The organism is Roseovarius sp. MMSF_3281, from assembly GCF_030733685.1.
Classification (GTDB): domain Bacteria; phylum Pseudomonadota; class Alphaproteobacteria; order Rhodobacterales; family Rhodobacteraceae; genus Roseovarius.
The window spans coordinates 100,891-123,873 of the sequence record NZ_JASHIM010000005.1; the positions used below are offsets into that span (position 1 = coordinate 100,891).

Genomic DNA, 22,983 nt, shown 5'->3' on the forward strand with positions numbered 1-22,983 from the left:
CCAACGCGGTTTCAGACTTGCGGCAGTCCCCTCGCCACCCACCGTCCATATCCGGGGGCATGGGTCACTCGTAATGCCGTTCCTGCCCGCCGCTGATATGGATCACGGTTCCTTGCCGGGAGGTCAGTCCGGATAGCCTGTCGTCCGGCAGGCCTGTCAGCAGGCCGCGCATGACGATCAGCGTCACCTTGTGCGACACGATCACGGCCGGGCCGGTCAGGTCGGCCAGAAACGCAGCGACCCGCGCCTGAACCGCCGACAGCCCCTCGTTGCCCGGCGCGTTGAAATACAGGTCGAGATCCGTTTTGCAGCGCGCCACGATTTCGGGATCGCGGGCGGCGCGTTCGGCAGGGGTCAGCCCTTGCCACGCGCCGCATCCGATTTCGATCAGGCGGTCGTCGATGGTGCAGTCCCGCCCCCCGAGCGCAAGCGCGGCGGTTTCACGGGTTCTGGTCAGGGGGCTGCAAAACCGACCGATGCCGTCCAGCCCGATCTCCAACCGTTTGAGAATACCGGCCTGTGCTTGTGCCTGCTCGCGGCCCAGATCGGTCAGGTCGGAATTCATCTGACCCTGAATGCGTCCCGCCTTGTTCCAGGCGGTTTCGCCATGCCGCAAAAGGTAGACATCGGGACTGGGGTTCATTTTGACTGCCTGTATTTGTTTCACAGAATAACCGCGCTCGAGGTATTGGCGACCAGATGCACCTGCGCCCCCGGATCGAACCAGTCGCGCCCGGCGCTGTGGCTTTGATCGACGACAATCTCGGTGCCCGCGACCTTGACCAGGTACCGGATCTGACTGCCAAGAAATTCGCGGTGCAGCACCTCGCCTTTCAGGGCGTCCGGTTCCGGGGCCTGTGTCATCGAGATGTTCTGCGGGCGCAAGACCACGTTGCTGCCGTCCAGATTGCCCGAGGCCGGGATCGTGAGCACCTCGCCGGTTTTCGTGTGGAACCGCGCGGCGTCGCCGTCGATCTCGACCCGGCCCTCAAAGATATTGGCGGTGCCCAGAAAGTTCGCGACGAACAGATTGGCGGGCCGGTCGTACAATTCCTGTGGGGTGCCGACCTGCTGAATCACACCGCCATCCAGAACCGCCATCCTGTCGGATGTGGTGTTCGCCTCTTCCTGATCGTGGGTCACGAAAATGGTCGTCAGGCCCAGCTTGCGCTGAAGGTGCAGCAGTTCGCGCCGCATCTGCACCCGCAACGACGCATCGAGATTGGACAGCGGCTCGTCCAGCAGCAGAACCTCGGGTTCGACGACGACCGTGCGCGCCAGGGCGATGCGCTGCTGCTGTCCGCCCGATAGCTGGTTGGGCATACGGTCGGCCAGATGCGCCAGACCCACCAGTTCCAGCGCCGCATCCACGCGGTCCCTGATCTGGCTTGCGGGCACCCTGCGTTCCCTGAGACCGAACCCGACATTGTCGCGCACGCTCATATGCGGCCAAAGGGCGTATGACTGAAACACCATGCCGACATTGCGCTTCCACGGGTCAAGCCCAACGACATCGCGATCCCCGATCAGGATACGCCCCTGCGGTGTCGGGCCGAACCCGGCAATCGCGCGCAGCAATGTGGATTTTCCCGACCCGGACGGGCCGAGAAAGGCGAAAAACTCTCCGGGGCGGATATCGAGGTTCACGCCGCGCAAAACCTGTGTCTCGCCGAATGACAGGTGCAGGTCTTCGATCTTGATGCCGGTCTGGTCCATTCTTCCGTCTCCGCCTTTTCAGTGCATATCGGCCGAAGCCTTGGCCTTTTTGTCGCGTTCGATAATGATCTGGGAGGCCAGCGTGCCAGCCGCCACCAGCAGCACCGCCACCACGCCAAGCGCGGCTCCTGCCCCGCGTCCCGATGGGGTCTGCATGAACAGGTAGATGCCATAGGCCAGCGGCGCATCTTGATTGGAGCTGACCAGCATGATGGTGGCCGACAGTTCGACAGCCGCGGTGGCGAAACTGGTCACGAACCCTGCCAGCAGGCCGCCCTTCATCAGCGGCACGACGATCTTGTAGATGGTGCGCTTTTTCGTGGCGCCCAGGCTTTCGGCGGCTTCTTCCAGCGCAAGGCTGACCTGCTGCAGTGCCGCCAAGCAGGCGCGCAGGGCATAGGGCAAGCGACGGATCATCAGCGCAAGGGCGATCACCACCCACCAGCTGGCCAGCGGTTCGCCCACGAAAGGCACATCGACGCTGTGGAAGGTCCGCAGATACCCTATCCCCAGCACCACGCCGGGCACGGCCAATGCCGCCGTCGCCAGGTAATCCAGCCCCTTGCGGCCAAAGATATTTGTGCGCAGCACGATATAGGCAATCGCCGTTCCAAGGATCACGTCTGCGGTGGCGGCGATCCCGGCATAAAGCAGGGTATTCAGAATGAAGGTTTTCGAGCCTTCCCACATCGTCACGTAGTTCTGCAGCGTGTAGCCGTCAGGCAACGGCGCGAAAGACCATATCGTACCGAAGGACAAGAGCGTCAGGCCGATATGCGGCGTCAGGACCAGCAGCAGGATGAAGATCACCACGCCATAGGCCAGCACCTTTTCCGCCGGTTTCAGGTTGCGCTTGGCCATGCCGCCGCCGCCCTTCTGGACGGTGGCGTAATCCTTGCCGCGCATGAACAGGAAGGACGCCCATAGTGACAGAACCGAGAAAACGACCAGAATGACGGAAATCACGTACCCCATCGGATCACTGATACCGATGGACGAAATCCGCAGATAGGCCTGCGGCGCCAGCATGTTATTGACGTTCAGAAGCAGGGGCGTTCCCAGATCATCGAAGACCTTGATGAAAACCAGCGCCGCCCCGGCGATATAGCCCGGCATCGCCAGCGGAAAGACGACCCGCCGGAACAGACGCATCCCGTGCGAACCGAGGTTCTGCGCGGCTTCTTCCATCGAACGGTCGATATTACGCAACGACGCCGACAGGTTGATCAGGATGAACGGGAAATAATGGATCGACTGCACAAGGATCACGCCGTTCAGGCCCTCCATGAACGGAATGTCGAACCCGAGGTAATCGCGCAGAAGCAGGTTTACCGTGCCGTTGCGCCCGAAGATCAGCTGCATCGCGACCGCGCCGACAAAGGGCGGCATGATCAGCGGAATGAACCCAAGACTCTGGATCAGGACGGAGCCTGCAAAATGAAACCGTGTCGTGATATAGGCCAGCGGCAGGGCAATCGCGGTGGCCATAACCACCGACATGGCCGACACATAGAATGAATTCCAGAAACTCTCACGGAACAGGGACGTGCGGAAAAAATCCAGAAAGTTCTGCAAGGTCGCCGCGCCGGTTACCGGATCCTGAAAGGCGACGATCATCACCTGCGCGACCGGCACCAGAAGCAACCCGATCAGCAGCAGCGCGATAAACAGTGCCACTATATGCAGGCCCGACAGGTTCGGCACCAGCCATTTGGGCAAACGATCGGCGATTCCGGCGGTCGCGCCGGGTGTAGACCTGTTCATGCTTGGCATTTTTTCCACCTTCCCCAAAACCCCTCGCCGTGCTGAACGGCGAGGGTGAGACCGGCCCGAACCGGGCCGGCAGAGCGCTTACATGGCTGCCGCCTGGTCGGCCAGTTCACGAGCGCGGCGGTAGTTTTCGACCACCATCGCATCCCATTCCTGTTCGACCTCGGCCTGGCGGCCCTCGACCGTGTCGGTCGCCTTGCGGCGCTTCTTGGTGAAGACCGCGGCAAAATCGGGATCGAGGCTGGTGGCTTCGTCAATCGGGTTGGCCTCGATCAGGCTGCGGGCTTCGGCGATCAAAGCCTTGGCCTCGGCATTGTCGCCGTCCGCGTGTTTCATCTCGGCCTGCTGAATCGCGTTCACGGCGCTGCGCAGGTCATCGAGACGATAGGTGATCATCACGTCGAACATCGAGTTGACCAGATTGTAGCGCGCGCCGGATTTCTCGACGTCGAATTTCACGCTGGCGCCGATGGTCGAATCCTCGAACGGGTTGGGAAACCCTTCGGGCGCGTTGGCATAGGTCGCCGGGTTGATAGGCAGCCGCATGATCGCGGGGTCCAGAAGCACGGATTGCCCTTCGGGGGTCAGCAGGAATTCGACAAACGCGATGGCCCCTTGCTGATTGGGCGCATTCTTCACGACGGCGATATTGGCCGGAACCAGGGCGGTGACTGTCGGATAGGCGAAATCGACGGGGAAGCCTGACGCCTTCGACGAGAACCCGAAGAAATCAATCACGATCCCCAGACCGAAACTGCCGGTGTTCACCCCGTCGGGCACCCCGAAGCTGCGTTCGGTCACGGTCGAGAAATTCCCGGCGATCCATTTCCATTTGGCCCAGCCGTCATCCCATCCATCGCCCTGCAAGACAGTTTCGACGGTCAGGTGCGTCGTGCCCGACCGTGATGGCGCGGACATGCCGACATGGCCGTGATACTTGGGATCAGCCAGTTGTTCCCACTCGCGGGCGGGCTCCAGATCGTGCGCCTTGAGATAGCGTTCGTTCCACATGATGCCGTATCCCGCACCGGCAAAGCCGAAGTAATACCCATCGGGATCGTTCAGCGGATAGGCCCCGATCTTGTCGGGAATGCCTTCGGATGCGATCTCCACCTGATCCAGCATACCGTCGCTTTTCAGAACCTCGAACGCATCCGGCGCCGACGCCCAGAAGATGTCGGCGGTGTTATCGCTTGCGATTTCCTGAATGTACTTCACCCCGGCCGAGGTTTTCTTGTTCAAAACCTCAAGGTCGTATTCGGGATGTGCCGCCTCGAAGGCCGCTTCGATCGGGCCTGTCATCGAGTCGGGGAACGATGTGATGACCGTGATCGACCCTTCGGCCACAGCCGAGCCACCCGCCAGCGCAGTCGCGGCCAGTGACGAGAAGAACAAATGCTTCAATTTCATGGAACCCTCCCAGATATCCTTGCGCTCCTCCAGCGCCCGGAAACTCTGTGGGCAAGCGGGCAAGCGATCAAATTTCTTGCAAAAATAGGGATTTGAGGGTGGTTTTAGGTCGATTTTGACACGCCGTTTGGGTCAAAATTGACCTATTCGGACAGGCCTACCGCCTTGAGCCGCAGATAAAGCCGCTTGCGCGGGATCGACAGCATTGCAGCCGCATCGCCCTTGTGCCCGCCCGTTTCCACCAGTGTACGCTCCAGCAGGCTGCGTTCGAAATCGCGCATGGCTTCGTCATAGGACATGGTCAGCCCCGCATCGCGGGCCGTGGCCTTGAGGTCGACCGGAAGACCGATCACCAAACGGTCGGCCACATTGCGCAGTTCACGGACATTGCCGGGCCAGTCATGCGCCCGAAAACGCTCGATCAGCGCCGTATCGACATGCGGCAGCCTTTTCCCCAATCGCGCCGCCCCCGTGCGAAGGAAATTTTCGAGCAGGATGAAAATATCCCGGTCACGGCTGCGAAGCGGCGGCAGGCAGATCGTCGCGACATTTATCAGATAGTAAAGTTCCCTGGTCAGGACACCGCTTGCCATATGCGCATCGGGATCGCCGATCATCGACACAATCACGCGCGGGCGTTGGCCTTGGCGCAGAAACTCCGCCAGATGGCTTTGCAGAAAGGCATCCATCTGATGTAGCGACCGCATGAACAGCGTGTCTTGCGGATCGGTCTGGCGCTCCAGTTCGGCCCGCAGGCTGTCTATGGTGGCAGTTGCGCAGTTGATGGTGTGAAATTCGCCCGTCAGTTCGGAAAACTCGTGGATCGTGCGCGCGCCGAGTTCCTTGCCGGTGCCCGCCTCTCCGTAAAGCGTCACCGTCACGGGCAGCGGGGTCACGTTCAGCAATTCGTTTCGGCAGGCCTTCATGGCCTTCGACGTGCCAATCAGACGCGAGCGCATGTCACTGTAGCGTGCCACCCGGCGGCGCAGGCGATTGTTTTCAACGGCAAGCTTGCGAACTTTCAGCCCTCGGCGCAGCAGGCTGAGCAGGTAGTCGGGCTGTACCGGCTTTTCGAGAAAATCATACGCCCCCGCCCTGGTGGCGGCGATGGCCGTGCGCAGATCGCCATGACCCGTCAACATGACGAACGGAACCCCCGGCGCAGATTTGCGAGCAGCCTCAAGCACCGCGAGTCCGTCCATTTTCTGCATTCTGAAATCGCACAGAATGATGCCGTTCCATTCCGGATCGAGCTGCGCCAGCATCGCGTCGCCCTGTTCGAACGCGGCGGTCGGAAAGCCTTCGGCCTCCAGAAACTCGCATGTGGCTTCGCGGAAATCCTTGTCATCGTCCACAAGATAAATCAGCTTTTCATCCGTCATGGCTCATGTCCCTTTCGGCAAGATGACCGTGGCGCGCGTACCGCCCTCTGCCCGGTGCGCCAGGCGCAGGCCGCCGCCCATTCCGGTGATGATGTTATAGGAAATGGACAACCCCAGACCCAGACCTTCGCCGGGGGTTTTTGTTGTCACGAACGGATCGAAGGCGCGTTCGGGCTCCAGATCGCCCAGACCCACGCCGGTATCCAGCACCGAGAAGGCCACATTTTCCGGCGCTGCGGGCTCGGCCCGAAAGACGATACCGCCGGGGCCTGACGTGGCCGCAATCGCGTCAATCGCATTCGAGACCAGATTGACCACAACCTGTTCGATCAGAATGAAATCGCCGGTGGCGGTCATGTCGTTCAGGGTATCGTCGATGTCGACCGTGATCCCGTGATCATCCAACCGTGAGCGAAGCAATTCGCAGGCCGCGTCAATCACCTGCGAGAGACGGATCGTGTCGCGCCTGTATTCCGACGCGCGTGCAAAACGCCGCAAATGGCTGATGATGCGCTCCATCCGGGCAACCAGGTCGTCGATCTTTGCCGTCTGGCCCTGTGCCGTCGCCACATCGGCGCGCTCAAGTGCCTTCCCCGTCATGTGCAAACGCTGCCGAATTGCCCCAAGCGGCTGATTCAGCTCATGCGACAACCCCGCCGACAGGTTGCCAAGCGCGGCCATCTTGCCCGTCTGAACAAGCTCGGACTGGGTTTGCTGAAGCTGTTCGATCGCACGGTCGCGCTCTTGCACAGAGTCGCGAAAGGCCGCGACCGCCCCGGCAAGCTGCGAGATTTCATCGTTGCGCGCCGGAAGGTCCACAAGGCGGGGCTGTCGCCCTTCGGCGATTGCACGCATCGCGGCGGTAAGATGATCCAGCGGGAGAATGATTGCGGGACGGATATATGCGAAAAGGATGATCAGCGCGGCCAGTGCCGCGAATATCGTCATCCCCACCAAAAGACGAACCGTGCGCGAAGCGCTGGTTTCGAACGCCTCGCTCGTACTGAGGATTTCGGCGCGGCGATCCGCAGACAGATCCTGAACAAGCGATTGAAGCGCGGACAGGCCCGAAAGGCTGGCCTCAAGCTGCTGACTGAGAATTCTGCGCTCCTCCAGCCAGCTGCGGCGGACCGAAACGATACTGCCCTGCCCGACGGCGATCTGGTTCAAGGCCTCGATCGACTGCCGCAAAGTGACATACTCCGCCTTGAGCGGCAGCCTCTGAAGCTGTCCGTTGAGGCGGCTCAGCGCATCCGACAAAAGCCCGGCAAATTGTTCAAGCTGTTCGTTCTGCATGCTCGCCGAACCTTCCACCGCCAGGGTGCTTGCGATCGAAGCTTCGGTGCCGATATCCACGAACGTGCGGTAAAGCGCCTGTTCGGCCATCAGGACCTCGGCCTGCCTGCGGCGTTCCTCGGGGTCGTTTTCCTGCGTCAGGCCACGGATCAATGCCGCGATGTTGAAAGAAAAGTCCGCGACCAGTGGTGTGGTTTCGTCCTGAATATCCACGTTGATCCAACGCAGCCTGTTGACCTGCCCGCGCAAGGTGGTCTCGAACCGGCGGGCGCGATCCAGTGACCGGATCACCCCGGCCAGTTGCCTTTGCAGGTCCAGCGATTGCGCCTGCATTTCGGGTGTACTGAAGGAGTTGCGCAGCATCTGGTTCAACTGATCCACCGAGACCCGCAGATCGTTTTCGAACGTATTGGGCGTGTCGGCATTTGAATAGAGAATCCGATTGCTCAGCACCGCCAGGTCCGATGCCTGCGCAGCCAGATCGGTGGTTTGCATCAACCGGGGCGTATGTTCGGTGCTGAAGGTGTGAACCAGAGCCTGGGCATTGCCCAGCCAATACAAAGCAATCCCGATCACCGCCCATGTCAACAGAACCGCCGTGACGATCATCAGGAAAAGCCGTGTCCAGATCTTCGGCAGCAGCCGGTCGAACAGGCGCTTCATGGAAGATACCTTTTCTGGAGGTCCGAAAGCGCACGTTCCGCTGCCTCAAGCTGCGTAATGACCCGCACCCGCCAATCCTCTGCCAGCGAGCGCATATGCGGGTCCATCCGGATCAGCGAGGTGTTGCGCAACCCCGCATCGGCCCCTGTCGCCAGCGTAGCCTCGTCTTCGGTGGCAACGACGGTGGTCAGCAGTTCGTGAACCCGATCAAGGTACGCCGCCGGTGCATATGGTTTCAGGTCATGGTGCATACGCCAGAGCGTGCGGCGGCGATCCAGTTGTTCGGTGATCATCAGGTCGAAAAGGGTATTCACCGCCCAGTAGCGATCCGCCGAGGTTTCGGCATCGTATTCGAACCATGTCAGTTTCAACGCATCCACGATTTCCGTGGGCAGCCTGTCTTTCACCTCGGCGCGGATATCCGGATTATAGGGCACGCGTGAAATTCCGGGCGAAAGCAGGGTCAACTGCCCTTCCCGCGATAGTACGGCACTCAGGAAGGCACAGGCCGCATCCGGATCGCGGCCATTGCGCAAAATCCCGATCTGCGCAGGCGCAACCACCAGGGGACGCCCATACTGAAACCTCAGAAAGGCGCTGTTGGCCTGTGACAGAAAGTCGATCGTCAGACCGATATCGAACCTGTCGTTCACAAGCCCGTCGGGCACCCCGAAACTACGCGCCGTGAGTGTGGACAGATTGGCCGACATGCCCAGAATGAAGGCCCAGCCGTCCTGCCAGCCCCTGACCTGCAAAAGCTGCTCGATCAGCATATGGGTCGATCCCGACCGCGCCGGGCGCGCCATCGCCAGACGATTGCGGTATAACGGGCGCCTCAGGTCATTCCATTCGGCCGGCATGAACAGGTCCGAATCCCTGCGCCGCGCCCATCCGACCGAGGACAGCGCGAATGCGGCCACCGGCGGCGGCCCGTCCGGCCCGCAAACATCGCCATCGGTAAAGGCATCGCTGCGCGACAGTATTTCAAATGCCTCGGGCGAGGACGCCCAGAATACATCGAAGCCACGTTCGTTGCCGCGCAATATCTCGTCGATCCCGGCAATGGTGTTCTTGTTGAGCACCTGCGCGGCACCGTTCTCTGTCCGGGATATGAAAAGATCTACATAGGGCTCCGACACACTGGGCGGCAGGGATGTCAGAACCCGCAGATCGGCTGCGCTGACCGTACCGGACAGGCAGGCCCACAGGCTTATCAATATGACCGCCGGATACCGCATGGGTGCAGGATACCGGGTCAGCGCGTTTTGAAAAGCACTGACATTCTCCTCCGCCCTCACGGATGAAACACCCTGCTTTGCGCGGGAAGGCAGACGGGCTATCATCCCGATGAGCCTGTAGGCATCAAAGGGCTGGCATTTGTGGGTCGGGCAATTTGCGACCGCCTGACCTTTGTGTCCAACTGGCCGCACCGTGATCCCGAAACGGTGTTGTCAGATTAACTCGACGGACCGGCAGATGGCTGTTCTCCGCTCGATTATTCAACCCCTTGTGCGAGCGATGTTCGAGCCCCGGTGCGACCTCGCGTTTGGTTGCGCCGTAGGATCGCAGCTTGTCCGTGGCGATGCGTCTCGTCGGGCACTTTCGTTGGGGCGCGCGCGCTGACACCATTGCGGCGGGCGATGATCAATCGCGCGTCCGCCGGTCTGATGGGGGTTGCGGCGTTCCTGTTGTCGAGAACCGAAAGAGCCACTTAAAGCGTTTCGCGAAAAACCTGAATCACAGATTTTCGCGAAACGCAGTGCTCCGCTCAATCGTTGCACGCGTTCCGCCTTTCGCCGATGTCTCGGGTTAAAGGCGGAACGCTTTAGGGTCTGGACCCCTTAATCGGCTTGGAACCACCGTGCCGATGTCATTCACGCTCCCGAACTGAAGGGGGCTTGCGAGCGCGCGCGAGCTTCACTACCTCTTGAGCATCCAACGACAGGAGTTTCCCTCGCCATGGACATGACGCTCGCAACCCTCACCCCTTCGGTTTCATCGCGAGAACTCTTGTCCCATGCCTGCATCCATTGCTCTGTCCGGCCTGTCTTGGTCCATACCTGACGGCACACCGCTCTTCACCGATCTCGACCTTACTTTCGGCTGCGAGCGTGCTGGCCTCGTCGGGCGTAACGGTGCCGGGAAAAGCACGCTTCTGCACCTGATCGCGGGCGATACGGCCCCGGCAACGGGCCAAGTCAGCATAACAGGCTCGGTCGCTGTGATGCGACAGGAGACGCTGGAACACCCCAACGAGACAATCGCTGACCTTCTGCGCGCAAGCCAGGCCCTGAACGTGATAGATCGGGCGGAGCAAGGTCAGGCGACCGCGAACGAGTTGGCCGACGCGGATTGGACCTTGCCCACCCGGATCGAAGCCGCGCTTGCCAAAGTCGATCTCTCGGCCGATCCATGGACCCGGCTTGCCAGCTTGTCCGGTGGTCAGCGAAGCAGGGCGGCCCTGGGCGCGCTGATCTTGGCAGAGCCGGATTTCCTGCTCATGGATGAACCGACGAACAATCTCGACCGGGCCGGACGCCGTGCGGTGATCGACCTTCTGCACAGTTGGACCGGTGGCGCGATCATAGCCAGCCATGATCGCGAGCTTCTGGAGGAAATGGATGCCATCGTCGAACTCACCTCCTTGGGTGCGGCCAGATATGGGGGCAACTACAGCGTCTTCCGAGACCAGAAGGAACGCGAGCGCGCGGCCGCGGCGCAGGACCTCGTCCATGCGGAAAAGGCCCAAGCTGAGGCAGCGCGCCGTGCGCAACAGGCCGCCGAACGCAAAGCCAGAAAAGACAGTGCTGGCCGCAAGTCCCGCGCGAAGGGGGACCAGCCGAAAATCCTGATGGATGCCGCAAAGGGCCGTGCGGAAGCATCTGGCGGCGCGGGCGCGCGCCTGCGTGAAGACCGCCGGGCGGCGGCCGAGGATGCCCTGTCCGCCGCCCGTGAGAAGGTCGAGGTACTGAACCCTCTCCATATGGATATCGCACCAAGCGGTCTCCCGGTCGGCAAGACCGTCCTGATCATGGATCGCGTGACCGGCGGACATGACCCGGCTGCTCCGGTGATCCAAGACTTCTCACTTACCATCACTGGACCCGAGCGCGTTGTGATCGCGGGCCGAAATGGCAGCGGCAAGACCTCCCTGCTCAAGCTCATCACCGGCGAGCTCACCCCGGCGACCGGTCACGCGCAGGCCTGTGTCCCTTGGGCGTTTCTGGACCAGCATGTTGGGATGCTCGATCCTGACCGAACCCTCCTTGAGACCTTCCGTGATCTGAACGCGCAGGCCACGACACGAACGGCCCATGCCGCCTTGGCCCGGTTCGGGTTTCGTGCCGCCGATGCCCTGCGCCGCGCCGGGGGGCTAAGCGGGGGTGAAAAACTGCGCGCGGGCCTCGCCTGCGCTCTGGGCGCGACGCCACCGCCGCAACTTCTGATCCTCGACGAGCCGACGAACCATCTTGACCTGGAAGGGGTCGAAGCGCTGGAAGCGGCCCTGACATGCTACGATGGCGCGGTGGTGGTCGTCAGTCACGATCAAGCGTTCCTAAATTCACTTCGAGCGGACCGGATAGTTTCATTGAAGGAATGACCGCTTCGCCCCGCAGTCCAGTCCCCCAGGCGGAGCGCGGTGGACAACCGGCCTGAGCCCATACTGACTACTGTCGCGAAATCGACTTGAGACCCAACATGATCGCTGCAACGATCATGAAGCTGCCTCCGATGCGCTCTATCCAAACTTTCGCAGCCCCTTTGAATCGAGCCGCGATCCAACTTGCCCCGGCCCCGTAAGCTGAAAGAAACAGCCCATCCATGATAATGTATGTCGCGGACAAAGTTAGAAACTGAGGCCAGAACGAGTGGTCAGCGGCTATGAACTGCGGAAAAAGAGCTGCAAAGAAGACAACAGCTTTGGGGTTGGCTGCCGACGTAAGAAATCCTTGCATCCAGAGATTGCCGAGCGACACGTTTCGTTCAGTGTCATTGGCTAGGGGACTACCGGGTTTTGCTCTTCTTATCATACGGATGCCGAGCCAGATCAGGTAAGCAACTCCAGCCCACTTAATAAATGCGAGCGCAGCACCTGAAGCCGCGATGATCGCTGCCAAACCCAAACCCGCCGCCAGCATTTGCAGAGAGTTTGCTGAAAGATCACCCGCCGCAGTTGCGAGTGACCTTCGAAGTCCATGAGCCCCGCTATTAGACAACATAAGAAGCTGGCTCGGCCCTGGCGTGCTCATCAAGGCGAGTACGGTTGCTGCGTAAATCGTCCAGATTTCAAATGTCATAAGTTGCTCCCAATTTGTCCATGCAAGCTAACATCCGTTTAGAAAATGATCACCCCTACCAGATGGGAGCTCCATCCGCGGCGTCGTCCTTCAGGTGCCTTGTGGCATACGATTGCTCCGAGCCCATTCTACGGAATGCTGCAGAGCGCACGAAAGGCAACTTTTCTCGGAGACCTTCGGTATCGGTACGCGGTGCCGCCTCAAGAGGCCATCTTTACAAACGCCGCTGTGGCGGGGCTTGGCTCAAGGACGGCCAGACATAGCGGGAAGTCCGCACCGGCCGCAGCAATGGATCGATAGGTTACTTGGCCGGGGCGGAATTGCTGCATACTTTCCGGGACAATCGCCACGCCGGCGCCGACCGCGACGAGAGACAAGACGGCATGAATCCCATGCGCCTCTTGCGTTACCCGAGGTACGAACCCTGCCTCGGCGCACAGCCGAATGACCTGAAGATGGAAGCCGCGTCCCTCGACCATAGGCCATAGTACGAAATCCTCGTCAGCAATGTCAGGCAGGCAAAGATCGTCTTTATCGGCCAGATGATGGTCCGATGGCAGGGCGATGGAGAGCTTGTCCTTGTCAAAGTCGCGAAGCTCGATGCCTGCGGTCTGCGCGATTGGCGGGATGATGACTCCGGCATCCAGTGAGCCGCCCCGTAGGCCTGCGATTTGGCTTGCCGTCGTTGCCTCACGCAGTTCCAGCCGAACATGTGGTCGCGCATTTCTGAATTCCCGGATCGTGTCGGGCAGCCGACCATAAAGCGCGCTTCCGACGTAACCAAGCCGGATGAGCCCCGTGCGGCCTGCGGCCGTGTCACGCGCTGTGGTGATTGCGTGGTCGGCTTGGCGCAACGTCTCGCGAGCTTCACGAAGGAAGGTTAGCCCGGCGGCGGTCAGGCCCAGAACCCGGTTCTGCCCCCGGTCGAGCAACTCGATGCCGAGATCCTCTTCGAGCTTTCGGATCGCGACCGTCAGGGGCGGCTGCGACATGCCGAGCCGGTTGGCCGCACGGTGGAAATGACGCTCCTCGGCAACGGCGACGAATTGTTCCATCTTTCGAAGATCAATCATTCCGCGCCCGATGGCAGGTGTAACTTTTGATATGTCAGGCATATTGAATAAGACCATATTTTATATTGGAAGTATCATACCGACATGGCCATCTTCCCCGCAATGGAGGATGCCATGATGAAAGAACCAGATTTCAAAGGACAGGCCGTGCTCGTTACTGGTGCCGGTCGGGGCTTGGGGTTGGCCTATGCCCGCAGTATCGGTCAACTCGGGGCGACGGTCCTGCTGCATGACGTCGGTGCAGAGTCCGATGGGTGCGGCCGGGACGGCACGATTGCGGAAACCGCCGCTGCTGCGCTTCGCGCGGAAGGGATCGATGCCCATCCCTTTGCGGGCGCGATCGACACGCCGGACGGATGCCGTGCGCTTGTCCGTGACTGTATCGCGTTGTGCGGTCGGCTGGATGCGCTGATCCACAATGCCGGCTGGGTTGCGTATGAACGGATCGAAGATCTCAAGGAGCCGTCTTTCGACCACATGATGGCGGTCACGGCCAAGGCGCCGCTCTGGCTTGCTCAGGTTGCATGGACCGGAATGCGCGGGGCCAACTATGGCAGGATTGTCATCACCACCTCCTGCCGGGCTCTCTATCCGCAATATGTCCAGAAAGGCCTTACTTCCTATGCGGCCGCCAAGATGGCGGCTGTGGGGGTCATGAACGTCCTCGCCGACGAGGGTGCCGAGCATGGAATTGTCGTCAACGCAGTGTCTCCGGTCGCCAAGACCCGCATGTGGGGCGTCGAGGGTGAACCGGAGGACCTGAAGCCATCGGCGGTTGCACCCGGAGTGGCGTTCCTGGCCTCCAACGCCTGCACGGAAGGCGGCTGGGTGCTGCGCGCGGCGAACGGCCAGTTCCATGCAGCGCGCGCGGTAGAGGCAGGGGGGGTAGACTACCCTCGCGACCTGCGCGCGGTTGCTGCCGACAGCCCCGGCGCGGTCGCTGCCGTGTGGGACAGGATCGCATGCCTCGCACCGGAGGCAAGATGATGAGGCGTGAGAGTACGGATATCGCCGTTGCCACCAAAGCCGACGCGATGATCGGAGAAAGCCCGATATGGAGTGCGCGGCACGCCCGCCTGCTGTGGATCGATATTACGGGGAAACAACTGCACATCTACAATCCCGAAGATGGGACCAGCGAGGTCGTGGCAACACCTTCCAGCATCGGACTTCTTGCGCAAAACCCGTCAGGAGACATTGTCCTCGGCCTTGAGGATGGGCTTGCTCGCCTGGGTGCTGACGGTGAGATCGAGCGCTTCGCCGGGGCACCGCACGCCGATCCGACCTTCCGCTTCAACGACGGAAAATTCGATACATATGGTCGGCTGTGGACCGGGTTCATGAATAGGGACGGGAAGAAGGGCGGCGGCATTCTTTACCGGTTTGATCCCGACGGCACGTGGCATGTTGCCGATACCGGCTTCGACCTGCCCAACGGTCTGGAGTGGAGCCGCGATGGTCGAACCTTCTATTTTACGGACTCGCATAAGGGTGAGATCTATGCCTACGATTTCAACGCCGTTTCGGGGACGATCCAAAACCGACGGGTGTTCTGCAGCATGGACCCGTCGGAGGGCAAGCCGGACGGGCTGACGAGGGATGCTGAAGGGCACCTCCTCAGCGTATTGTTCGATAGTACAGCAATCGCCCGGATTGTGCCGGACGGGTCGGTCGAACGATTGATCCCCTTGCCCGTGCCACGCCCGACAAGCTGCGCCTTCGGCGGCGATGGCCGAACCCTGTTCGTCACGAGCGCTCGCATCGGGTTGTCGGACGCACAGCTCAGTGATGCACCGCTGTTCGGCTCACTCTTACGGTTGGATTACTATGACGCCCTCCGATGATGGGTGCGCCGCTCATCTCCATCGCATCGAACTTCATGGTTGATGACGAATAGCGGACCTTGGACTTTGCTACCGCTCGCTGCACACAATTGAATGGCTGCTTTGTGGCCTAGGGGCCGCCGATCTTCAACTAGGTGGTTACGGCTTGGCACAATTGCCTTTCGCCCTTCGTTACTGATTGATTCAACGCATATTTGACGCGAAAGGCGTCGCTAGAGATAGCAGCAGGCCAATTTCCGTCGACGCTTAGTCTACCTTTGTAACTCGTACGTTTTGCAATCTCCCGCCATATGGCCGGACTCGACCCAACACCACGTCATTGTCCTCCCATTGTGGGTCAGGCGAGCCTTCCGAGAAATATTGCGCGAGGCAGCGCCGTATTTGTCCACCGGAACCCTGGGTGGTCCTGTGAAAAGGAGATCGCATTTGCCCCGCCCTAAAGAACGGACTTCTAGGTTGCCGTCACTCAAACTATTGACCATCTGCAGAATTCTAACCCCTTTACGACCGGGCATACCGCTACCGAGCGGAAAACCTCCCCTTGTGGTTTGGGAGTCCCACTCGATCATGACTGCCTTTCCAACGTGGGAATTGTATGCGTATGAAAAAGTGTAGTACCCAAACTGGTTGCTATGGTAACGCTCAGCAAGGACCCATTGCCCATTGAATTCCTTCCCACAGTCCGCGGCCGTTGCAGGCAGCGAAACCATGCACATCATTCCGATGAATGCAGAAACCACTAAATTTCTCATTTTCCCATCTTCCTCGATTTGATCACTCAATGCCCATGGTGCCCGGTCCCATGTCGCGTAGGGCGAACTGACCACAATGTGTGCGGGTATCGTGCTGGTGAAGCGTTTGCGGCGCAATCACCCGAAAAGGTGAAACCAGCGCCTGATCATGGCCTCCTACGCCATCAGGCTGGGTTTCTGTTGACAGCGAAAGTTCCGCTCAACGGTCAACCTTGCGCGGAGCACTGATGTTATTGAACAGAGCGGGTATTTCGAAGCCTGCTGCATTCCGAGGTGCGTTTGAATACCGCGTGGTCCCGATCAGCGAGAACCTCCGAAACGGGTGATCCCTGAAGTATCTCTGTATAATCTTGGTGCGCAGATGAGAGAATAAGACGTACCGGTCCCTATCTATCTTTAAGCCATTGACCTCGGCTGTCTGGCATCAGCGCCTATGGGACAGATTTGAGGTTTTCGTAACCGAGGATTTCTGGTTCATCGTGGCTATCAAGTGGCGAAGATGAACCAGAAATCCGAAATATCGAAGGACGCGGCCGACAAGCTGGCCAAAGGAATTTCGCGAGGCGGGCAAGCAACGCTTGGCCGGAGATACTGCCCGCCAGGTGACCTCTCCTGAGGTCAAGGAGCTGCGCTCGGAATCGGCCACGCTTAGGGAAGTCGTTGCCGACCTGATCTTGGAAAACCGTCTGCTCAAACAAGCATGATCGGGGATGGGGAGTACGAGGTATAAGGTATCCTGCATCGGAAAAGCTGGAGATCATCCGCACCGTCGAAGCCTCGCATATGCCCGCCCGTCAGGCGATGGGATATGACCGCTGGTCCGAGGGTGGGCTTGACGCGCTTGAGGACAGGCGGTCCCATCCGGGGTCTGTGTGGAACCGCCCCCCCGGATGAGACCTGGGCGGACATTATCGAGTTCGCGCTCGAGCACGAAGGTCTGACACCTCGTGAGCTGGCGGTGAAGTACACAGACGAAACGCAGTATTTTGTGTCGGAATCATCGATTTACCGCATCCTGAAGGCGGAAGACCTGGTGACGGCACCGGCGCAAATCGTGATGAAGGCGGCCAATGAGTTCCGGGATGAAATCACGCGCCTCAACGAGCTGTGGCAAGTTGACTTCACCTATCTGAAGGTTTTGGGCTGGGGTTGGTTCTACCTGTCGGCTATCCTCGATGATTACAGCCGCTACATCATCGCCTGGCAGCTTTGCATGACGATGAAGGCTGAGAACGTGACCGCTACGCTCGACCTGGCACTGGAGGCCTCGGGATGTGACTGCGCAACCGTGGTCGCCAAGCCAAGACTTCTCAGCGATAACGGTGCCTCTTACATCGCGGGGGACTTGGCGGATTACCCCGATGAAAAGGGCATGAATCATGTCCGCGGCGCACCCTACCACCCACAGACCTAAGGCAAGATCGAACGGTGGCACCAGACCATGAAGAACCATATCCTGCTTAAGCATTACTTTCTGCCCGGTGATCTCGAGCGCCAGATCGGGGCCTTCGTCGAATACTACAACAACCAACGCTACCATGAGAGCCTTGGGAACCTGACGCCCGCTGACGTCTATTACGGGCGCGCAGAGCAGATCCTAAAACACCAACCGGCTTCTACGCCAGTACTTCCCGCGCGGCCTCGATATGTTGACCTACAGTCAAGCGAAACTCAGTGCGGTTGCCAGACAGCTCAACGAACGCCCGAGGAAGACCTTGCAATACGAAACCCCGGCAGAGAAGTTTGCCCAGTGTGTTGCGGGGGTCCGTTGAATCCGCACCCGCGTTGCTGTCTTTCGGCGTCTTTATTTGCGCCGCAACGCGAAAAATGTCGGCGCTGAGCCCAAGTTGCTCATTCGTCAGAGCGCAGCGAATGACTGCGCTCAAAAAGCCAGCGGAGCATTCTCCTTGATTTCCTTCAGCACGAAGAACGTCCGAATTTGGCGGACACCCGGCAAAGCGATCAGCATCTTGTTGTGCATGGTGTTGAAGTCATTCATGTCGCTGACTCGGATTTTCAGCAGGTAGTCAAAATCTCCTGCTACCAGATGGCAGTCCAGTAGTTCATTCATGTCGGACACCGCATTTTCAAAGGCCGCAAAACTCTCAGGTGTGGAGCGGTCCAGAACGACACCGACCATCACCAAAGTTCCCAGACTGACCGACGATGGGTTTACCTGGGCAACAACGCGCGAGACATGCCCTTCATCAAAGAGGGCCTGGGTGCGTCTGTGGCACGTCGCGGGACTGACATTCACGGCTTTTGCAAGCTCGGCGTTCGTGAGCCGACCGTCAGATTGAAGATTTCGAAGAATACTCTTGTCGATTCGATCTAGGCTGCTCATGAAAGATTCTTCCGTTTTTTATCCTGCAGATTACAATTTTAAATATCTATATGTCAAAGTGAGGAAGAAAAGAAAAAACTGCACCCGCAATTGGGAAGCACCTTCCGCCATCTCTCTGCTACCGTTTAGGCAAGCAAAACAGGAGATCGCCCATGTCGCTACTCGACAAATTCGAACACTACCCGCTGACCTTTGGAAAAACCGCCATCGAGCATTTGCCACGATTGACCGAAGCCGTCGGCGCGGATGTCGAATTTTACGCCAAGCGGGAAGACTGCAATTCCGGCCTAGCCTTTGGCGGCAACAAGTTGCGCAAGCTGGAATACATCGTGCCCGACGCCATCGCGAGCGGTGCAGATACGCTCGTTTCCATCGGCGGTGTGCAATCCAATCACACGCGTATGGTAGCTGCGACAGCTGCCAAAATCGGCATGAATTGCGTGGTTATCCAGGAAAAGTGGGTGCCACATTACGACGCGGTTTACGATCGCGTTGGAAACATCATGTTGACCCGCCTTATGGGCGCGGATTCACGCCTTGTGGATGACGGCTTTGACATCGGCATTCGCAAAAGTTGGGAAGATGCGATCAAATCTGTCGAAGATACAGGCGGCAAACCCTATCCGATTCCGGCGGGAGCATCGGTGCACAAGTACGGCGCACTTGGCTATATCGGCTTTGCCGAAGAGGTGGCCGAGCAAGAGGCAGAACTGGGCTTCAAATTTGACTATATCGTGGTCTGTGTCGTGACAGGCTCAACTCAAGGCGGGATGATCGTCGGTTTCGCTGCGCAGGATCGTGCAGATCGTGTGATCGGCATCGACGCGTCAGGAACGTTGGATCAGACCAAGGCACAGGTCCGCGAGATCGTCGACAACACTGCTGAGTTGGTCGGTCTTGGCCGCAAGGTTCGCGACGATGAAATTCACATCAATCCGGACTATGCCTATCCCGCCTACGGTGTTCCCTCCGAGGAAACCAATGAGGCAATCCGGTTGGCAGCAAAGACCGAAGCCATGATGACGGACCCGGTTTATGAGGGAAAATCCATGCAAGGCATGATCGACCTCGCCAAGAAAGGATTCTTCCCGAAGGGTTCCAAGGTTCTCTACGCCCACCTTGGCGGTGCTCCGGCGTTGAACGGCTATAGCTACTACTACAAGGACGGCTGATCGCTCGCTTACCACCAACCAAATCTAAGCCCAACCTGAGAGAGGTCTCCTCATGTCCAATGCGCATCTGAAAACCATTGAACAACGGCTGCTTTGGCTGTCGCATTGGATGATCCACAATGCCAATCACATCCGTTCTAAAACGGATGGGATCAAGATTGGCGGGCATCAGGCGTCCTCCGCTTCCATGGTCTCCATCATGACGGCGCTTTATTTCTCGACGCTTCGGCCAGAGGACCGGGTTGCGGTCAAACCCCATGCATCGCCGGTGTTTCACGCGATGCAATATCTGATGGGCAACCAGAGCCGCGAGAAGATGGAGAACTTTCGCGGCTTTGGTGGGGTGCAAAGCTATCCAAGTCGTACCAAAGATGTGGATGACGTAGATTTCTCTACCGGGTCAGTAGGTTTGGGCGTCGGAATTACCGTGCTCGCTTCGATGGTACAAGACTTCATCAAAGCAAAGGAATGGGGCGCAGATACCGAGGTGGGCCGCATGGTGGCCCTGGTCGGTGATGCGGAAATGGATGAGGGCAATATCTATGAGGTGTTGCAAGAGGGGTGGAAGAACGACCTGCGCAACACCTGGTGGATCATCGACTACAATCGCCAATCGCTCGATGGGGTCGTGCGCGAAGGTCTCTTTGAGCGGATAGAAAAGATCTTCGATGCGTTTGGCTGGGATGTGATCAAGGTCAAATACGGTGAATTGCAGCGTGCCGCATTTGAAGAACCGGGGGGCGACAAGCTGCGCGCCTGGATCGACGCTTGTCCGAACGCTGAATACTCCGCGCTGACCTATATGGGCGGCGAGGTCTGGCGAAAGCGCCTGATGGACGATTTGGGCGATCAGGGAGACGTGACGGCTCTGCTTGGGAAGCGCAGCGATGCCGAACTTGCGGATCTGATGGAAAATCTCGGCGGTAACTGCGTGCAAACCATGGCAGATACCTTTGCCGCCATCGACCATGACCGCCCGACCTGTTTTCTTGCCTACACCGTCAAAGGCTGGGGCACGCCGATTGCAGGGCACAAGGACAACCACGGTGGCCTGATGACCAAGGCGCAGATGGCAGAGTGGCAGAAATACATGGGCGTGCTTGAAGGACAGGAATGGGAGCCGTTTGCTGCGGTGGATGATGAGGCTGGGCTGAAAGCCTTCTTGTCCGACGTTCCGTTTTTCGCGAAAGGCCTGCGGCGCTTTGCCGACGCGAAACTCACCGTGCCCAAGATCGAATTTGCGACGGATCGCGAGACATCGACGCAGGCCGCGTTCGGCAAGATCCTTGATGAGCTGTCCAAAGGGGACAGCGATCTTGCGGCGCGGATCATGACCACCTCGCCGGATGTGACGGGCACTACGGGGCTCGGAGCTTTCGTCAACCGGCGCAAGCTCTTTGCGCGTGAAGCGCAGAAGGATGCGTTTATCGAGCATCGCATTCCATCAACGGCCAAATGGAATTTCGCGCCCGAAGGCCAGCACCTTGAATTGGGCATTGCAGAAATGAATCTGTTTCTGCTGCTTGGCGCTGCCGGGCTATCGCACAGTCTTTGGGGCAAGCGGGTCATCCCCATTGGCACTGTCTACGACCCCTTTGTTCATCGCGGGCTGGATGCGCTCAACTACGCCTGTTACCAGGATGCACGCTTCATGATCGTGGGCACACCGTCCGGTGTCACACTTGCCCCAGAAGGAGGGGCGCACCAATCCGTAGGCACACCACTCACGGGCATGGCTCAGGACGGGCTTGCCAGTTTTGAGCCAGCCTTCGCGGATGAACTCGCTGTCATCATGGAATGGGCCTTCGACTACATACAGCGTGACGGCGAAAGCGATCTGGATGAGCGCACATGGTTGCGGGATGAAACAGGTGGCTCAGTTTATCTACGCCTGACCACAAAGCCATTGGAGCAACCAGGACAGCGCGTCGATGATGATTTCCGGCAAGGTGCCATTGATGGTGCATATTGGCTCCGAAAGCCTGGGCCGAACTGTGAGATCGTCATTGCCTATCAGGGTGCTGTCGCCAACGATGCAATCGAGGCAGCCGGCCGATTGGCCGAGACGCATCGGGATATAGGCGTGCTCGCTGTCACCTCTGCTGATCGGCTGAACGCTGGCTGGACGGCAGCACAGCGCAGCCGGGCACGTGGCGACCGCAAGGCGACCTGTCATATCGAGAAAATGATGCTCGGCTTGCCCAAGCACTGCAAGGTACTAACCGTCCTGGATGGACATCCGGCCACGCTTTCATGGCTGGGCTCTGTTGCCGGGCATCGAACCATCCCGCTTGGAGTGGAGCATTTTGGGCAAACGGGAACGATTGGCGATCTCTACCGCCACTATGGCATCAATCGCGACGCCATCGTTAACGAAGCTCGCAAGGCACTGCCGACAGGGTTGGAAATCGCTCAATCCATGGGAGCAATCATTTAAAGCGTTCCGCCTTTAACCCGAGACATCGGCGAAAGGCGGAACGCGTGCAACGATTGAGCGGAGCACTGCGTTTCGCGAAAATCTATCATTCAGGTTTTTCGCGAAACGCTTTAGATCATGGATAAGGCTCTGGCATATTGGCACCAGGCACCGGGCAGGGGTGCGCGCGCCTTGTCGCTTGCGCACCCGAAACGCTCGACATTGCAACCGCGACCGTCCGAAGGATTGACGGCCATCTAAGGTCTGTCGGATTGCTGCTGATCAGTGCGCCTGATGAGACTCACCAGGTTTGGGAGGCTGTGGCATGTTCTCTATCGGCAGCAAAGTTGGAGTTTATCACAGCGTGCTCGCTCCCCTGAACGCGCTGCCCCATCGGTGTGTATTGGTGACCTTCTCGAAGGATCACGCCAAGCACCTTTTCTGGCTGGGTTCGATCTCAGTGCATCGTGTCATACCCTTCGGTGCGGAAGGCTCAGATCAGAACGTTCAAATAGCCGAGCACGTTTGGTCAAGGATCCGGCACCTTGTGGGCGGTGATCACGCGCCCAAAGCGGCTCTAATAACCCTCTGGATCGGAGCATAGCAGCCGTTCACCGGAAGTCCGAATTGTCCCGCAATGTGTCGCGGCCGCAGCCGATCTTCGGCGCAATCGCCTTGATCGCTGCCGACTGACTCTCGTAGTTACCCTGGTTATCGAACACCAACCGCATGGTTCGCGCGCGTGTCTCAGGTGAATAGCGGTTCGCTCTGTTGTCTTTTTCCATGGCTCCAATCCTTCCTCGATTTGGAGCTTCCGGAAAACCCGGGGCGGTTCACATCCATGCGC

General features: G+C 59.1%; 16 protein-coding genes and 3 pseudogenes. 7 read left to right on the forward strand and 12 right to left on the reverse strand.

Going from position 1 to position 22,983, the window contains the following annotated elements:
- Positions 1-64 precede the first annotated feature (64 nt).
- The 8 genes and pseudogenes from RBB32_RS07770 to RBB32_RS07805 all read right to left on the reverse strand — a co-directional run.
- Positions 65-643: a histidine phosphatase family protein gene (locus RBB32_RS07770; RefSeq protein WP_306152136.1), complete on the reverse strand. Its 579-nt coding sequence runs from the start codon at positions 641-643 to the stop codon at positions 65-67.
- 20 nt (positions 644-663) lie between these two features.
- A complete protein-coding gene (locus RBB32_RS07775) occupies positions 664-1,716 on the reverse strand; it encodes an ABC transporter ATP-binding protein (protein WP_306152137.1) in 1,053 nt (350 codons plus the stop codon).
- 18 nt (positions 1,717-1,734) lie between these two features.
- A complete protein-coding gene (locus tag RBB32_RS07780; protein ID WP_306152138.1) occupies positions 1,735-3,480 on the reverse strand; it encodes an iron ABC transporter permease in 1,746 nt (581 codons plus the stop codon).
- Positions 3,481-3,567: 87 nt separating this feature from the next.
- Entirely contained in the window at positions 3,568-4,896 is a 1,329-nt protein-coding gene (locus tag RBB32_RS07785) for an ABC transporter substrate-binding protein (RefSeq protein ID WP_306152139.1), read from the reverse strand.
- 143 nt (positions 4,897-5,039) lie between these two features.
- Entirely contained in the window at positions 5,040-6,278 is a 1,239-nt protein-coding gene (locus RBB32_RS07790) for a sigma-54 dependent transcriptional regulator (RefSeq protein WP_306152140.1), read from the reverse strand.
- Positions 6,279-6,281: 3 nt separating this feature from the next.
- A complete protein-coding gene (locus RBB32_RS07795) occupies positions 6,282-8,237 on the reverse strand; it encodes an ATP-binding protein (RefSeq protein WP_306152141.1) in 1,956 nt (651 codons plus the stop codon).
- Entirely contained in the window at positions 8,234-9,475 is a 1,242-nt protein-coding gene (locus RBB32_RS07800; protein ID WP_306152142.1) for an ABC transporter substrate-binding protein, read from the reverse strand. Before RBB32_RS07800 ends, RBB32_RS07795 begins: the two co-directional genes overlap by 4 nt.
- A 223-nt stretch (positions 9,476-9,698) precedes the next feature.
- Positions 9,699-9,827: pseudogene (locus RBB32_RS07805) on the reverse strand (IS6 family transposase); the annotation flags it as partial.
- A gap of 427 nt (positions 9,828-10,254) precedes the next feature.
- Here RBB32_RS07805 and RBB32_RS07810 point away from each other — a divergent pair.
- Positions 10,255-11,838: an ABC-F family ATP-binding cassette domain-containing protein gene (locus tag RBB32_RS07810; RefSeq protein ID WP_306152143.1), complete on the forward strand. Its 1,584-nt coding sequence runs from the start codon at positions 10,255-10,257 to the stop codon at positions 11,836-11,838.
- 67 nt (positions 11,839-11,905) lie between these two features.
- Here the strand turns inward: RBB32_RS07810 and RBB32_RS07815 are convergent, their stop codons facing one another.
- Positions 11,906-12,535, reverse strand: coding sequence for a LysE family translocator (locus tag RBB32_RS07815; protein ID WP_306152144.1), 630 nt, complete (start codon positions 12,533-12,535; stop codon positions 11,906-11,908).
- Positions 12,536-12,735: 200 nt separating this feature from the next.
- Complete coding sequence (locus RBB32_RS07820; protein WP_306152145.1) at positions 12,736-13,608, reverse strand: LysR family transcriptional regulator; 873 nt, start codon at positions 13,606-13,608, stop codon at positions 12,736-12,738.
- An 84-nt stretch (positions 13,609-13,692) separates the two neighbouring features.
- Between RBB32_RS07820 and RBB32_RS07825 the strand changes: the two genes are divergently transcribed.
- The 4 genes and pseudogenes from RBB32_RS07825 to RBB32_RS07840 form a co-directional block, all read left to right on the forward strand.
- Positions 13,693-14,595: an SDR family NAD(P)-dependent oxidoreductase gene (locus RBB32_RS07825; RefSeq protein ID WP_306152146.1), complete on the forward strand. Its 903-nt coding sequence runs from the start codon at positions 13,693-13,695 to the stop codon at positions 14,593-14,595.
- A complete protein-coding gene (locus RBB32_RS07830; RefSeq protein ID WP_306152147.1) occupies positions 14,592-15,452 on the forward strand; it encodes an SMP-30/gluconolactonase/LRE family protein in 861 nt (286 codons plus the stop codon). Before RBB32_RS07825 ends, RBB32_RS07830 begins: the two co-directional genes overlap by 4 nt.
- Positions 15,453-16,746: 1,294 nt before the next feature.
- Positions 16,747-17,813, forward strand: a pseudogene (locus RBB32_RS07835) (IS3 family transposase); the annotation flags it as partial.
- Positions 17,806-17,976, forward strand: a pseudogene (locus RBB32_RS07840) (IS30 family transposase); the annotation flags it as partial. The pseudogenes RBB32_RS07835 and RBB32_RS07840, both read left to right, overlap by 8 nt.
- Before the next feature lie 110 nt (positions 17,977-18,086).
- On the opposite strand, the gene RBB32_RS07845 reads toward RBB32_RS07840, so the two are convergent.
- On the reverse strand, positions 18,087-18,548 hold the full coding sequence (locus RBB32_RS07845; protein ID WP_306152149.1) for an Lrp/AsnC family transcriptional regulator: 462 nt from the start codon (positions 18,546-18,548) through the stop codon (positions 18,087-18,089).
- A 152-nt stretch (positions 18,549-18,700) separates the two neighbouring features.
- Between RBB32_RS07845 and RBB32_RS07850 the strand changes: the two genes are divergently transcribed.
- Positions 18,701-19,720: a 1-aminocyclopropane-1-carboxylate deaminase gene (locus RBB32_RS07850; RefSeq protein ID WP_306152150.1), complete on the forward strand. Its 1,020-nt coding sequence runs from the start codon at positions 18,701-18,703 to the stop codon at positions 19,718-19,720.
- 52 nt (positions 19,721-19,772) lie between these two features.
- Complete coding sequence (locus tag RBB32_RS07855; RefSeq protein ID WP_306152151.1) at positions 19,773-22,157, forward strand: 1-deoxy-D-xylulose-5-phosphate synthase N-terminal domain-containing protein; 2,385 nt, start codon at positions 19,773-19,775, stop codon at positions 22,155-22,157.
- 590 nt (positions 22,158-22,747) lie between these two features.
- Here the strand turns inward: RBB32_RS07855 and RBB32_RS07860 are convergent.
- Entirely contained in the window at positions 22,748-22,921 is a 174-nt protein-coding gene (locus RBB32_RS07860) for a hypothetical protein (protein WP_371931033.1), read from the reverse strand.
- Positions 22,922-22,983 lie beyond the last annotated feature (62 nt).